Annotated in this window: 13 protein-coding genes; 9 read left to right on the plus strand and 4 right to left on the minus strand. The window is 65.5% G+C overall.

The window, feature by feature from the left end:
• Positions 1-4: 4 nt before the first annotated feature.
• Genes ACXJ16_RS15220 through ACXJ16_RS15235 form a run of 4 tightly spaced genes read left to right on the plus strand, consistent with a single transcriptional unit; the run spans position 5 to position 2547 of the window.
• On the plus strand, positions 5-286 hold the full coding sequence (locus tag ACXJ16_RS15220) for a YggT family protein (RefSeq protein ID WP_054439534.1): 282 nt from the start codon (positions 5-7) through the stop codon (positions 284-286).
• A gap of 1 nt (position 287) precedes the next feature.
• Positions 288-1187: a bifunctional methylenetetrahydrofolate dehydrogenase/methenyltetrahydrofolate cyclohydrolase FolD gene (gene folD, locus ACXJ16_RS15225; RefSeq protein ID WP_324696927.1), complete on the plus strand. Its 900-nt coding sequence runs from the start codon at positions 288-290 to the stop codon at positions 1185-1187.
• Positions 1184-1906 carry a hypothetical protein gene (locus ACXJ16_RS15230; RefSeq protein WP_324696926.1) on the plus strand — a complete coding sequence of 241 codons (723 nt, stop codon included), beginning with the start codon at positions 1184-1186 and terminating at the stop codon, positions 1904-1906. Before folD ends, ACXJ16_RS15230 begins: the two co-directional genes overlap by 4 nt.
• A gap of 5 nt (positions 1907-1911) precedes the next feature.
• Positions 1912-2547 carry a MarC family protein gene (locus tag ACXJ16_RS15235; RefSeq protein ID WP_054439535.1) on the plus strand — a complete coding sequence of 212 codons (636 nt, stop codon included), beginning with the start codon at positions 1912-1914 and terminating at the stop codon, positions 2545-2547.
• An 84-nt stretch (positions 2548-2631) separates the two neighbouring features.
• Here ACXJ16_RS15235 and ACXJ16_RS15240 read toward each other — a convergent pair whose 3' ends face one another.
• The 3 genes from ACXJ16_RS15240 to hflK all read right to left on the minus strand — a co-directional run bounded on the left by ACXJ16_RS15240 (position 2632) and on the right by hflK (position 6383).
• The gene (locus tag ACXJ16_RS15240; protein ID WP_197283087.1) at positions 2632-4173 is read right to left on the minus strand and encodes a Do family serine endopeptidase; all 1542 of its coding nucleotides are present in this window, start codon (positions 4171-4173) and stop codon (positions 2632-2634) included.
• Between the two features lie 126 nt (positions 4174-4299).
• Positions 4300-5139, minus strand: coding sequence for a protease modulator HflC (gene hflC / locus ACXJ16_RS15245; RefSeq protein WP_054439538.1), 840 nt, complete (start codon positions 5137-5139; stop codon positions 4300-4302).
• Positions 5139-6383 (minus strand): protease modulator HflK, encoded by a 1245-nt coding sequence (gene hflK, locus ACXJ16_RS15250; RefSeq protein WP_463920898.1) that lies wholly within the window; start codon positions 6381-6383, stop codon positions 5139-5141. The genes hflC and hflK overlap by 1 nt, the downstream gene beginning before the upstream one ends.
• Positions 6384-6532: 149 nt before the next feature.
• On the opposite strand from hflK, the gene ACXJ16_RS15255 reads away from it, so the two are divergent.
• The 4 genes from ACXJ16_RS15255 to ACXJ16_RS15270 all read left to right on the plus strand — a co-directional run bounded on the left by ACXJ16_RS15255 (position 6533) and on the right by ACXJ16_RS15270 (position 11821).
• Entirely contained in the window at positions 6533-7501 is a 969-nt protein-coding gene (locus tag ACXJ16_RS15255) for an Mrp/NBP35 family ATP-binding protein (RefSeq protein WP_324696922.1), read from the plus strand.
• Positions 7501-9756 carry a molybdopterin cofactor-binding domain-containing protein gene (locus ACXJ16_RS15260; protein WP_324696920.1) on the plus strand — a complete coding sequence of 752 codons (2256 nt, stop codon included), beginning with the start codon at positions 7501-7503 and terminating at the stop codon, positions 9754-9756. Before ACXJ16_RS15255 ends, ACXJ16_RS15260 begins: the two co-directional genes overlap by 1 nt.
• The gene (gene hemH, locus ACXJ16_RS15265; RefSeq protein WP_463920899.1) at positions 9756-10763 is read left to right on the plus strand and encodes a ferrochelatase; all 1008 of its coding nucleotides are present in this window, start codon (positions 9756-9758) and stop codon (positions 10761-10763) included. The genes ACXJ16_RS15260 and hemH overlap by 1 nt, the downstream gene beginning before the upstream one ends.
• Positions 10764-10957: 194 nt before the next feature.
• The gene (locus ACXJ16_RS15270) at positions 10958-11821 is read left to right on the plus strand and encodes a winged helix DNA-binding protein (protein ID WP_324696916.1); all 864 of its coding nucleotides are present in this window, start codon (positions 10958-10960) and stop codon (positions 11819-11821) included.
• Between the two features lie 9 nt (positions 11822-11830).
• On the opposite strand, the gene ACXJ16_RS15275 is transcribed toward ACXJ16_RS15270, so the two are convergent.
• Complete coding sequence (locus ACXJ16_RS15275) at positions 11831-12241, minus strand: PilZ domain-containing protein (protein WP_185998639.1); 411 nt, start codon at positions 12239-12241, stop codon at positions 11831-11833.
• Positions 12242-12944: 703 nt separating this feature from the next.
• On the opposite strand from ACXJ16_RS15275, the gene ACXJ16_RS15280 reads away from it, so the two are divergent.
• Positions 12945-14012, plus strand: coding sequence for an acyltransferase family protein (locus ACXJ16_RS15280; RefSeq protein WP_185998640.1), 1068 nt, complete (start codon positions 12945-12947; stop codon positions 14010-14012).
• The last annotated feature ends 119 nt before the right edge of the window (positions 14013-14131 follow it).

The raw sequence follows: 14131 nt of genomic DNA on the forward strand, positions 1-14131 counted from the left end.
GCCCATGCTCGGCGGTGTGATCAACGCCCTTATCTATCTCGTACAGATCCTTACCACGCTGGTGCTTGTCCAGTTCGTGCTGGGTCTGCTGATCTCCTTCAACGTGGTGAACCTGCATAACCGGTTCGTCGAGGCGATCTGGCGGGCGCTCAATGCGTTGCTCGATCCGATCCTCAGCCCGATCCGGCGGATCATGCCCAATACGGGCGGGATCGACTTCTCGCCGATGGTGCTGATCATCGGCCTGAACGTGCTCATCATGATCCTCCAGCCGATGGCCTACTGACATGACCACCGAGAACCAGATCATCGACGGCAAGGCGTTTGCCGAGGGCCTGCGCAGCCGCATCGCGGTTGCCGCCGCGGCATTCGAACGGCAGGCCGCCCGCAAGGCAGGCCTCGCGGTCGTGCTGGTGGGCGAAGACCCGGCAAGCCAGGTCTATGTCCGCAACAAGGGCAAGCAGACCGTGGCCTGCGGCATGGAGAGCTTCGAGCACAAGCTGCCCGCCGACACGTCCGAGGAAGATCTGCTGGCGGTTGTCGAGCAGCTCAATGCCGATCCCGCCGTGGACGGCATTCTCGTCCAGCTTCCCCTGCCTTCGCATATGAACGAGCAGAAGGTCATCGCCACGATCAACCCCGACAAGGACGTTGACGGCTTCCATGTCGTCAACGTCGGGCGCCTCGCCACCGGGCTGCCGGGCTTCGTGCCGTGCACGCCGCTGGGCTGCGTGATGTTGCTCAAGGACCGGCTGGGCTCGCTTTCCGGGCTGAACGCGGTGGTGATCGGCCGTTCGAACATCGTCGGCAAGCCGATGGCGCAGCTCCTCATCGCGGAAAGCTGCACCGTCACCGTGGCGCACAGCCGCACCAGGGACCTGCCCGAAGTCGTGCGCGGCGCCGATATCGTGATTGCGGCCGTCGGCCGCCCCGAGATGGTGAAGGGCGACTGGCTCAAGCCCGGCGCAACCGTGATCGACGTGGGCATCAATCGCGTGCCGGCGGCCGAAGAGGGCAAGAGCAAGCTGGTGGGCGACGTGGACTTCGCCTCGGCCGCGCAAGTTGCGGGCGCTATCACCCCGGTTCCGGGCGGGGTCGGCCCCATGACCATCGCCGTCCTGCTGCGCAACACGATCGTCGCCGCGCATCGCAATGCGGGTCTGTCGCTGGACGAGAGCGTGCTTTGAACCGCGCGCTGCTCGGCGCCCTTGGCGGGGTCGCGACGCTTCTGCTGATCGCCGCTCCCGCCGTGGCCGAGCGGCGCCCGCCGCGCGCACCCGGCGTAGGCACCGCCAATCCCAGCGCACTGATCGCGTCCGAGATCGCCTTCGCGCGCATGGCGCGCGAGAAAGGCCAGTGGAAGGCCTTCGACGAATTCGCGGATGACGCGGCAGTGATGTTCGTGCCGCAGCCGGTTCGCGCCAAAGAATGGCTGAGCGGCCGAAAGGAACCGGCCGCCGCCGTGCAGTGGCAGGCTCACCAGGTCTGGATGAGCTGCGATGGTACGATGGGCGTGACCAGGGGTGCCTGGCAGCAGGCAGACGGTTCGGTCGGCTATTTCACCACGATCTGGCAGCAGCGCAAGAAGGGCGATTTTCGCTGGGTGCTCGACCAGGGCGATACGCTCGCCCAGCCGATGCAGGAGCCGGAGATGCTGTCTGCCTCCGTGGCGGACTGCGCGCGGGGCGGGAACGGCGCCTCGCCCGGCGATGAGCTGCTGGTCGAGCGGGATTCGGCCAAGGCGGCGCCGGGCATGGATGGCAAGGGGCGTTCGAAGGACGGCACTTTGACCTGGAGCTATCACGTGAACGCCGACCATTCGCGCTCGCTGGTCGTCTCGCTGATGAAGAATGGGGGCATGGCCGAAGTTCTGCGCAGCGATGTAGCGGCCCCGAAGGGACAATAACCGGCATGTACGAGCTTTTCCTGAGTGCTTTCGTCACGCTCTTCGTGGTGATCGATCCGCCGGGCTGCGCACCGATCTATGCCGGGCTCTCGGCCGATGCCAGCCGGTCTCAGGCGATCTCCATGGCCGCGCGTGCCTGCGTGATCGCGACCGCCATTCTGGTGGTCTTCGCGCTTTTCGGCGCGCGGCTTCTGGGGGCGCTGCATATCGAACTGAATGCCTTCCGCATCGCGGGCGGCATCATGCTGTTCATGATCGCCATCGACATGGTGTTCGAGAAGCGCACCCAGCGCCGCGAGGAGCGGGCGGAGAAGATCATCGCCCATAATGCCGAAACGCCCGAGGTGGACGATGTTTCGGTGTTCCCCATGGCCATGCCGATGCTGGCGGGGCCGGGCTCGATCGCGACGATCATGCTGCTCACCTCGCGCGCGCACGGCGCGGAGCAGACCATGGCGATCCTCGCGGCGATGGTCGCGGTCATGGTGCTGAGCTTTGCCGCGCTGGCGGCTGCCGGCCCGCTGATGCGCATTCTGGGCGACAAGGTGGAGGCGGTTATCACGCGGCTTCTCGGCGTGTTGCTGGCGGCGCTCGCGGCGCAATACGTGATCGACGGCGTCAAGGCCGTGCTGCTGAACTGACCTTCCCGCAGCAAGCCATGAGCAGGCAATGAAAAGGCCCGCCGGATCGCTCCGGCGGGCCTTTTTTGTCGAAGCCCCTAAGCCTCAGCGCAGGCGCAGCGGCACGAAGGCGGCGGGCTGACCACGCGGCTGCACGCGCAGCAGGATCGCCGAGCGGCCATCGGCCTTGGCGGCCTTGATGGCGTTTTCGAGGTCGGCCTGCGTCGAAACCGGCGCATTGTTGGCCGAGAGGATGATGAACCCGCGGGCAAAGCCCTTCTGGCCGGCATCCGAGCTCGGATCGACGGCGACGATGACGAGGCCCTTGGTGCCTTCCGAGGCCCCGAGCTGCCGCGCGATCTGCGAAGTCAGCGGCGTTACCGAGAGACCCAGCGACTTTTCGACAACGCTCTGGCCCTGTTCCTTGGGCGGATTGTTGAACGGATCGCTGTCCTGATCGGTGCTGGGATCGAAGGTCTGCTGGAGTTCGTCCTCGCTCGGGCGTTTGTCGACCGTGGCGGTCAGCGTCATGCGGCGGCCGTTGCGGATCAGCTCGATCGGGATGCGCGTTCCCGGCGCGGTGTTGGCGACGAGGAACGAGAGGTTCTGGTCGCGCGTCACTTCCTTGCCGTCAACCTTCACCACGACGTCGCCCGCCTGGATTCCGGCCTTGGCCGCGGCACCGTCCGGCACGACGGCCTGGATGAATTCGCCCTTGTTGTGTTCGAGGCCCATCGAATCGGCAAGATCCTCGTTGAGGGCCTGGATGGTCACGCCAAGGTAGCCGCGCTCGATCGCCTGGCCCTTCATCAGCTTCTGCACGATGGGAGCGGCGGTTTCGGCGGGAATCGCGAAGCCGATGCCGACGCTGCCGCCAGTGGGCGAGAAGATCGCGTTGTTGATGCCGATGACCTGGCCGTTCATGTCGAACATCGGCCCGCCCGAGTTGCCGCGGTTGATCGCCGCGTCGGTCTGGAGGTAGCGATCATAGGCGCCCGAGCCCGAGCCGGTGTTGCGGTAGACGGCCGAGATGATGCCCGCCGTCACCGTTCCGCCAAGGCCGAACGGATTGCCGATGGCGATGATCCAGTCACCCACGCGGGCCTTCGAGCTGTCGCCGAACTTCACGTAGGGCAGCGGCTTGCTGGAAGTGATCTTGAGCACCGCGAGATCGGATGCGGCGTCCTTGCCGATCAGCTTGGCGGGATACTCGGTGCCGTCCGGCATGGTCACGGTGATCGATTCGACCTGACCCTTGCCTTCCGCGGTGATGACGTGGTTGTTCGTCACCACATAGCCGTCGGCCGAGACGATGAAGCCCGAGCCGAGCGACTGGGCTTCGCGGGTTTGCGGGCTGGCGCCGCCACCGCCGCCGCCGCCGAACAGACCCTCGAACGGGGTTCCGGCGAAGGGATTGCCGCCGCCCTGCACCTGGACGCGCTGGCGCGTCGAGATGTTGACTACCGCAGGCTGAAGCTGCTCGGTCAGGTCCGCAAAGCCGCTGGGCGCGCCGGCGCGGGGCACCACGTTGGCCATCTGGCTGGCTTCGTTCTGGGCAACCTGGGCCCCTGCGGGATAGCCGGTCACCAGCGTGGCGGTGGCGCCTCCCAGCAGGAGCGCTGTGGTCAGTCCATAAGCGTATCGCACGGGCTTCACGTCCTTTGATTCCTCCGTCTTGGCGGTGCAGCGTCACCATCCGCCGACTGATGCCGATTGAAGCTCTGGGAGCTTAACCGGATTTGAATAGGCGGCCTTTCAAGCGCTTCGCGCCGGTCACGGTTCCCTGAAGTGGTTGAGATAGGCATTGTCGGGAGAAAGCAGGATGGTCTTCCCGGCCTCTCCCTTGGCGAACGAAATTCCATAGCTCTGCATGGAGCGGTAGAAATCGTAGAATTGCGGGTCCTTGCCGAAGGCGGCCGCATAGATCTTCGAGGCCTGCGCTTCCGCGTCGGCCTGAATGATCTGCGCGTCCTTCTGGCCCTGCGCGGTGATCGTCTTGGCTTCCTCGTCGCGCGAGGCCTGCATGCGGGTGAAGGCGCTTTCGAGCGCGCCTTCGGGAAGATCCGCGCGCTTGATCCGCACGTCGACGACTTGCGCACCATATTCGCGCGCCTCGCGGTCGAGCCCGTCGCGGATGTTCTCCATCGCCTTGCCGCGTTCGGCGGTCAGCAGCGACTGGAACGTGCGCTTGCCCAGTTCCTGGCGAAGCACCGAGGAAAGGATCGGTTCGAGCTGTTCGGTCACGCGTTCGCTGGTGCCCGCGGTTTCGACCATCTTGACCGGATCGATGATGCGATAGCGCGCATAGGCATCGACGTTCAGGCGAAGCTGGTCGGTCGAGAGGACCTGCTGCTGCTGCATGTCCACGGACAGCAGGCGCTTGTCGATGCGGATCACGCGGTCCACCATCGGAATGCGGAAGTGAACGCCCGCGCCGGTCTGGCCGTAGTCGGCCTTGGGCACATAGGGGTTGTACACCGCAATGGGCCTGCCGGTGCGAACGATGACCGCCTGCTCCGTTTCCGGCACCACGATCATGCTGAGCATCAGCCCGACAACGGCGGCCCCGCCCAGGAACCAGGCGGCCTTGTAGTCCTGCCAGAGGCGATTCATCACTGGCCTCCCTTGGATGCGTCGACGGTGGCGGCCGGCGCGGGCGCGGCAACCACGGTTTCCTCGGCGGCCGGGGCCCGGCGCTTCATCTCGGAAAGGGGGAGGTACGTGTTCATGTTCTTGGCTTCGGCGACGACGGTGTCGTTGTCGCGCAGCACCCGCTCCATCGTTTCGTAGTACATGCGGCGCTTGGTCACTTCGGGCGCGAGCTTGTACTGTTCATAGACCTTGTCGAACGAGGCGGCCTCGCCCTGGGCGCGGGCAAGCGTCTGCTGCGCCCAGGCACGAGCCTTGGAGCGATCGCGGTCCGCTTCCTGCTGGGAGACGTTGACCTGGTCGAACGCTTCCTTGGTCTTGGCCGGGGGATCGGCCTTCTTGATTTCCACGCCCTGGATCGAGACGCCCGAGCGATAGTAATCGAGAATGCGCTGGGTCCGGTCGCGCACGTCCTGCTCGACCACGGCGCGGCCGGCGCCGGACAGCGTCTCGTTCAGCGTGATCTGGCCGATAGACGCGCGCATTGCCGCTTCCGCCACTTCGCGCACCGTTTCGTCAGGATCGGCGAGACGGTAGGTGTAGTCTTTCAGGTTCTTGATGTTCCAGCGCACCAGATAGCTGAGATCGACGAGGTTCTTGTCGCCCGTCAGCATCAGCTTTTCGCCCTCGCCCTCTGGGATCGTGTAGACGGTGAACGAACGCACGTCCTTCACGTCGACCTGTTCGATCGGCCAGGGGAGGGTGAGCGAAAGGCCGGAATCGATCGTGCGGGAATACTGGCCCAGCCGCGAAACGATGCCCTGCTCCTTGGGGCCGAGCATGTGGACCATGGAGATGCCGAGCATCGCGGCAACCGCGATGCCGATGCCGAGCGGCAGCCACGACTTGCCGTCGGGGCGGCGCGGCAAGTTGGGGAATCCGCCGCCGGGTCCGAAGCCGCCGCCTCCGCCGCCGGGGCGGCGCGGATCGCGCGGGCGGAAGATGTCCTCGATGCCGGCGGAGCGGCGCGGCGGGGTTTCACTGCCGCTGGGAAGCCACGGGTTGCGAGGGCCCTTGCGATCATCGGGACGGCTTTCCGGCGGCTTGCCCTGTTCGCCCCTGCTGCCGGGGGCTTCGCCTGAAGGCTCGTCGTTACGGCCTTCGTCCTGACCCTCGGGCACGCCTTCGTTGCCGCCTTCGCCGGGTTCTCCCGCAGGACCATTGCCGTCATTTCCGCCGCCGCCCCAAGGGCTTTGACGTCCGGTCATGGCGAGGCCTGCGCGCGTGATTGCACCACCAATAGCTTTCATAGGCTTATCTATAGGTGCGCTATTCGCACAAAAACAGTGCCTCTCTTGCCCTTTTTCCTCGACTGCTCCACCTGAGCGGCAAATTCACCATCATGTGAAAGGACGAAATGACAAGCCCGGATGCCGATCGACTGAAAGCGCTCCTGCCGCCGGAGGTGGCTCGCAGAGTGCAGTCGTTGCGGCTCGCCGACGGCAGGGCGAGCGTCGTGATCGATGCCACCGGCCTTTCCGTGCAGGACCGCGCCGGGCTTGAGCAGATCGTATCCGGTGCGCTGGAAGGCAAGCCGGGCGTCGCCGACGTGCGCGTGGCGATCACGGCCGAAAAGCCGGTGCAGCGCATTCTCGCGGTGGGCTCGGGCAAGGGCGGGGTCGGCAAGTCGACGCTGGCCGCAAACCTGGCGGTCGCGCTTTCGCGCATGGGGCGCAAGGTGGGGCTGGTCGATGCGGACATCTACGGGCCGTCGCAGGCGCGGTTGCTCGGCATCGAGGGGCAGCGTCCGGTGGCGCACGAAAGCCGGCTGGTCCCGATCGCCAGCGCCTTTGGGGTGCCGGTGCTGTCGATGGCCAATCTGCTGGAGCCGGGGCAGGCGATCGCCTGGCGCGGGCCGATGGTTGCAGGTGCGCTGACCCAACTGCTCGAAGGGCACTGGGACAACGCCGAAATCATCGTCGTCGACCTGCCCCCCGGTACCGGCGACGTCCAGTTGACCATGCTCCAGAAGTTCAAGCCGGCGGGCGCGGTCATCGTGTCCACGCCGCAGGACCTTGCCCTCATGGACGCGACCCGCGCCATCGAACTGTTCGAGAAGAGCGGGGTGCCGATCGTCGGCGTGGTGGAGAACATGGCCGGATATGCCTGCCCCCATTGCGGCGAAGTGAGCGACCCCTTCGGCGCTGGCGGGGCCGAGGCTGCTGCCGCGGAGATGGGCAAGGCCTTCCTCGGCCGTATCCCGCTCGATATCGCGATCCGGCGTGAAAGCGACGCAGGCACGCCTCCGGCCGCCGGACAGGGGCCGCAAGCAGAGGCTTTCGCGGGGCTTGCGCTCAAGGTCGCCGATTGGCTGGACCGCCCCTGATGGCGGTCACGCGCCGGGGTGTCCTGATCGGCGCGCTGGCAGGCGGCGGGCTCGCAGTCGGATATCTCCTGCGCCCGCGCCGCTTTCCGATGCCCTTGGAACCGGGCCGGGACGAATATGCGTTCGGGGCCTGGATCAAGATCGCCGCTGACGGGGTGGTGAGCGTGGCCGTGCCCCAGGTGGAAATGGGGCAGGGAATAACCACGCTGTTGCCGCAAGTGGTGGCCTACGAACTGGGCGCCGACTGGCGGCAGGTGGCCGTCGAGCCCGCGCCTGTAAGCGCGATCTACGCCAATGCCGTGCTCGCCGCGAAATGGGCGCCGCTCTGGCTCCCGTTGTTGCCGGAGATCGCCGAGAATCCCGATGGCTTCGCCGCGCGCCGCTTTGCGCAGGACCATCGTTTCAACGTCACAGCCGACGGCACCTCGCTGGCCGCATACGAGGGTCCGGCCCGCGCCGCCGCCGCTTCGGCCCGCGCGCTGCTCGTGCAGGCGGCGGCTGCCCGCTGGGGCGTTGCCCCGGAACAATGCGAAGCGGCGAACGGCCTTGTCCTGCATGAGGGCAAGCGCTTGCCCTTCGGGCCGCTCGCCGCCGAGGCAGCAGGGTTCTCCCCGCCCGATCCGCCGCCCCTGCGCGCGGATGCCATGGCGGAGAAGCCCGGAGAGTTTCCGCCCGGTGCTCCTTTGCGCTGGCCCCGCCTCGACCTGCCGTCCAAGGTCGATGGATCGTGGACTTTTGCCGGAGACGTGCGCCTGCCGGACATGTTGCGCGCGGCGATCCGCCACGCGCCCATCGGCAAGGCGGAACTCTCGGGCTTTGACGAAAGCGCGGGGAAGGGCCTCAAGGGTTTCAGCCGTTTCGTGCGCGGGCCTGACTGGATCGCCGCGCTGGCGGGCGACTGGTGGACTGCCGAAACCGCGCTTGACCGCGCCAGGCCGCGCTTTCGCGTCGCCCGCGGAAGTGACAGCAGCGAGGCCGACAATGCGCTGGACGAGGCCATGCGCATGGGCACGCCCACCCGCCTTCACGCAGAGGGCGACATGGCGGCGATCGAGGGGGGCTTGCCGGTGCAGATCCGCTACGAGGTCGCCCCGGCCGTCCATGCTGCGATCGAGACCGGGAGCGCCACGGCGCGCTTCGAGAATGGCCGCCTCGAACTCTGGATCGGCACCCAGGCGCCCGAGGCGGCGCGCGAAGCCGCCGCTACCGCGCTGGGACTGCGTGCGGCGGATGTCGTCCTTTATCCGATGCCGATCGGTGGCAGCTTCGACCGGCGGCTGGAATGCGCCCACGCCGCACAAGTCGCGCTGCTGGCGAAGGAGGCCGGCCGCCCGGTGCAACTCACACTCTCGCGGCGGCAGGACCATTTCGCGGCTTATCCGCGCACGCCGGCCGTGGCGGTCATGGCGGCGCGAACCGACGCGGAAGGGGGCGTGGCAGGCTGGCGCGCCCGCATCGCCGTGCCCGCTACCGCGCGGGAGTTCGGGCGTCGGTTCTTCTCCGGCGAAGCCTCGTTCGGTGCACTCGACGCGGTGGCCGATGTCGCCGATCCGATGGCGCTGGAAGGTGCGGTCCCGGCCTATGCAGTGCCCAGCCTGGCTGTCGACCATGTGCCCGCCAATATCGGTCTTCCGTCCGGGCGGATGCGCGGTAATGCCCATGGCTATACCGCCTTCTTCAACGAGAGCTTCGTGGATGAACTGGCGCACCGCGCCGGACGCGAGCCCCTGGCCTATCGCATGGCCATGCTGGGGCACGATCCGCGCCTTGCCGAATGCCTTCAGCGCGCGGCGGGGCTTGCGCAATGGGGCGGCGGCGGGGACAACAGCGGGCAAGGCATCGCGTGCCACCTGATCGGGGAGGGGCGCATCGCCGTGGTCGCCTCGGCCCGGCGTGACGAGAACGGGGTGCGGGTGGACAAGCTCAGCGCCGTTGCCGACATCGGCCGCATCGTGAACCTCGATATTGCCCGGCAACAGATCGAGGGCGGGCTGGTCTTCGGTCTCGGCCTCGCGCTGGGATGCAGTCCCAACTATACGGGAGGCAGGCCTGACAGCGAACGGCTGGCCGACCTTTCCCTGCCGACGCTGGCTGACTGCCCTGCCATAGAGGTGGACTTCATCGAAAGCACCGACGATCCTGCCGATCCGGGGGAACTGGGCGTAGCCGTGGTCGCCCCGGCTGTCGCCAACGCACTCTATTCGGCTACGGGATTGCGATTCCGCCGCCTTCCGCTTTTTGCCGAGGACATGTGATGCCCCCCCAAGACAGAAATTCCGCCGCCGCGGGCGAGATCGGCGTGCTGCTGGTCAACCTCGGCACGCCCGACGCTGCCACCCCTGCCGCAGTCCGTCGCTATCTCGCGGAGTTCCTCTCCGATCCGCGCGTCGTGGAGATTCCGGCCATCGCCTGGAAGCCGATCCTGCACGGGGCGATCCTGCGGACCCGGCCTGCCAAGTCCGCTCAGGCCTATCGCCAGGTCTGGACCGACAAGGGCTCGCCGCTCGCTGCGATCACCGCCGCGCAGGCGGCCGGGCTTCAGGCCTTGCTGGGGACTCGCGCGAAGGTCGACTGGGCGATGCGCTACGGCAATCCTGCCATTCCCGCGCGTCTGCAGGCGATGAAGGATGCAGGCTGCGACCGGATACTCGTCGCGCCGCTCTATCCCCAATACTCGGGGGCGACGACGGCCTCGGTGATGGACAGGCTGGGCGAGGCGCTGCGCGCGATGCGTTGGCAGCCCGCGATCCGCACCCTGCCGCCCTATTTCGGCGATGCCGCCTATATCGGCGCGCTGGAGGATGATCTGGTCCGTCAGATCGGGGGGCTGGACTTCGTGCCGGAAGTGCTTCTGCTGTCCTACCACGGAATGCCCCAGCGAACCGCGGATCTCGGCGATCCCTACCACTGGCACTGCCGCGAGACCTCGCGCCTGTTGACCGAACGCCTGAATCTGCGCGTTCCGGGATTACGGATTGAAACGAGCTTCCAGTCGCGCTTCGGCAGGGCAAAGTGGCTGGAGCCGTCCACCGAAGACGTGCTGGCGGCAGAGGCGAAAGCGGGCACGACCCGCATCGCCGTAGCGGCGCCGGGCTTCTCGGCAGACTGCGTGGAAACGCTGGAGGAACTGGCGATTCGGGGCAGGGAGGTCTTCGAGGAGGCCGGAGGCCGCGAGATGGCCGTACTGTCCTGCCTGAATGATGGTGCGTCGGGCATGGAGATGCTGCAAGCGCTTGTTAATCGGGAACTTTCCGGTTGGTGACAAGGATTTAATAGCCGCGTTTCTTGACTATCGATGGCTTCGTTCTACTCCTGTTCCTGATTGTTGGAATGGGGCGAACGGTCATGTGGAACACCGATGCCACCGATTTTTCCTATGGAACGTCGCAAGACGTGTCCGGAGGAAGATCGGTTTCACTATCAATCTTTGCGGATCGGGCACACTTGCGCTCGACCATGCAGGAAGATGCCGCGGGTGCCGGCCTCCACGTCGCTTTCGCTGGATCACTCGGCGATCTACCGGCCGCGGAGGGGCGCTCGCTCGGCGATGTCGTCATGCTCGATTGCCCCGTCATCGATGCTGCAACCCTGGCGGCGCTCGCACGGTTGGACCTGCGTGCAGCGGGCGGTGACACGCGGTTGATCGTATCCACCAGCGTCGAGATGCTGGATGAGGTATTCGCCTGCATGGACATGTCGATGCCGGTGCTGCTGGTCGATCCCAACCGCGCGGAGCGGGTGATCGCATTGGGGCAGGTCATGGCCGGTTTCCCCGCTGCCCGGCTGCGTGAATTGTCTGAAGACGATCGCTTGATGCTGCTTCGTCTGAGCGAGCAGGTCGGGCAGATCGCCGGCCATATGGACAGGCTGGCGCCTGCAGGACCGGCGCGGGCAGGGCGATCGGGCGCTTCTGCCGAGGCCCCGGATTTCGCGGGCAATGGCCCTCCTTACGCGGCGAAGGACCCTTCCTTCTTGTCCGACGCGCGCATGCTGCGCAGGATCATCCGGCAGCGCCAGTTGCGCGCTCGCTTCATCGAGGGAGACCTGTTCGCAGACCCTGCCTGGGATATGCTGCTGGATCTTGCCGCCGCGCGGGCCGAAGGCAAACAGGTGTCGGTCACCTCGCTCTGTATCGCTTCGGCCGTCCCGCCCACTACAGCGCTGCGCTGGATCGGCCAACTGGTGGAGGCGGGCCTGTTCCAGCGTGTTTGTGACGAGAACGATCGCAGACGAGCGTTCATCGAACTGACGGACCAGGCGGTTGACCGGCTTGCCCGCTACTTCGGAGAAATCGCGCTGACCCAGCCGGTCCCGGTCTGAACCGGCGCTTCAAACGGCCATCTTGCGCGGGGCATGCGTGGCCGGCGGAAGGTGCTCGCAGTCATCGACGAGGCGTGTGGCGAGCACGATCTGCAAGGGCAGCGGTTCAAAGAACGCGATGCCGCAATGGTTTGAGCGACACCAGATCACTTCCCCGAATCCTTCATGGCCCGGCGCGTCATGGCCGAGGATATGACGCTTTGCCCATTCGACGACCACTTCGCATCCGGTCCTGAGTTGAGCCTGGACGTGCAGTCTGGCGCCTGAGGCCGACAGGTCGAGCAGCACCGCCTGATGTGTACTCCCGAGCGTGACGAGCCTTGCGGGGAGTCGTACATGAAGGCGGCTCTGCCGGCGCCGCCCATAAGCGGTCAGATTGCATGGCGGCGGTTCATCCTGCGGGAGTTCGTGGCTTTCCATGGGCACGATCTTCCGCAACCGATGCTAGCGCAGGGTTTCGAACGCCTAGCGACTTCAACCTAGGCCCGTCTGAAGGAAGTGGCTGCCTGTTCTCCTCCTTCCGGGCAAGCTTCGCCACCAGACCCGTCAGACCACCACACTGCCGCCGGGATCGATCCCGTTCAGGCGGGTTCAGGCCCGGCTTCTCCAGGTTCCGCGCTTGATCCGCCGAATGCCGGTGCCGCAGTGAAGGCACTCGCTTTCATACTCGATTCCCGTCCATCGGGTCTTGTTGCCTCGGCTGTGCCGGTCGAAAATGCAGAAAATTCGCTTAATGCGAGAAATCATGAAAGCCCCCCTCCACCCCCCAATGGATGGCGGCCGGACTATATGTTCACTTTTCACACTTCCCAGCCCCGATTTTCTATATGTTATATAATCGGACATACTGAAAAACGATATCGCTGTGGCGGTGCAGAGCGCGGAGCCGAATTACCAGGCGGGACACTGGTTGTCCGCTTCGAAAGCCGCGGCCAGAGGGCCCTTCACGGAAAAGATCAATTCGGCTCTTATTTTGGTCAAACTTCGCAGAAAACCTTCGATCCGGCGCAAATTGTAGTTAAATTGTTGCAATGGGTTGGTAGCTTGGCGATACCGCGGGAAAGGGGAGCGACTGGCGATATCTGCCTGACCCCTTTTTTTCTCGCAGGGGTGCCTGAGCAGAATGCGCAAGTATTACAACGCCATAGATTTGATCCGGTTCGTTGCGGCCTGCCTGGTTCTGATCCACCACATGGCGACGAAGGCCTGGTTTCGGCCCGAGGAGTTTCCGGCCAAAATTGCGCATATGTCCGGCCCCGTTTCCTTTTTCACTCAATATGGCGGGCCGGGCTGGGTCGGCGTGGAAATCTTCTTCGTCATATCCGGCATCGTGATCGCCAATTCTGCATTCGGACGTGGGCCTGCGAAGTTCGTGATCGGGCGCGCCTCGCGCCTTTATCCTGCGGCTATCCTGTGTGCGCCGCTTGCCGCGGTCCTTCTCTATCTGACCGGGGCATTACCGGCGGGTTGGCCATTGATGGTCATCAAATCGATGGTGCTGCTGCCGAAAGGTCAGTGGATCGACCCGGTCTTCTGGACCCTGGGCGTAGAGATCGTGTTTTATGGCCTGGTCGCGCTCTGGACGATGCAGAAGCGCGTTTCCCTTGAGCAAGTGGCGGTGGGGCTGACGCTGTGGTCCACGATCTGGACCATACTGGCGCTTGGCGGCGTGGAATTCTACGTTCCCGTGGAACGGGCGCTGCTTCTGCGCTTCGGTTCGTTCTTCGCCCTTGGCATTTTCATGTGGTTGCGCTCGGAACAGCGCGCGACGCTGGCAACTCGGATTTTCATGCCGCTCGCGGTATCGCTGGGCGCCATCGAGATCGTCCTCAACAGCAAGACCTTGACCGTTGTGAGCTACAACAGCGTTGCTCCGCTGTGCCTTTGGGGCGCTGCGGTTTGGGTCATGGCAGATTCGCTGGCAAACGCATCCACCGCGCGTTCCGGATGGATGACCGGGCTCGGTAAGCTGACCTATCCGCTCTATCTCAGCCATACTACGGTCGTGGGTGCGGCCATGTACGGCCTCGGGTTGATCGGCTTCAACGCGACGTGGGCGTTCCTGATTGGCTCCGGCGTCGCGATCTTCGTGGCCTGGGTCATTGCGAACTACTGGGAGCCGCCGGTTTGCGCCGCAATCAAGGCCGCGCTGACAAACTGGCGCGGCCGGCTTTCGCGGTCGATAGCGTAGGCTGCGCAAGGCATGCGAGCCGGAAGATGTCCGGTGCGCATGTGCCTGGCAAGTTCGGCGGATATTTCAGCGACGGAAGAAGCCTGCAGCGCCGGCAGTGATGCGCTCTGCAGAGGGCA

The sequence above is a fragment of the Novosphingobium sp. TK71 genome, assembly GCF_055361505.1.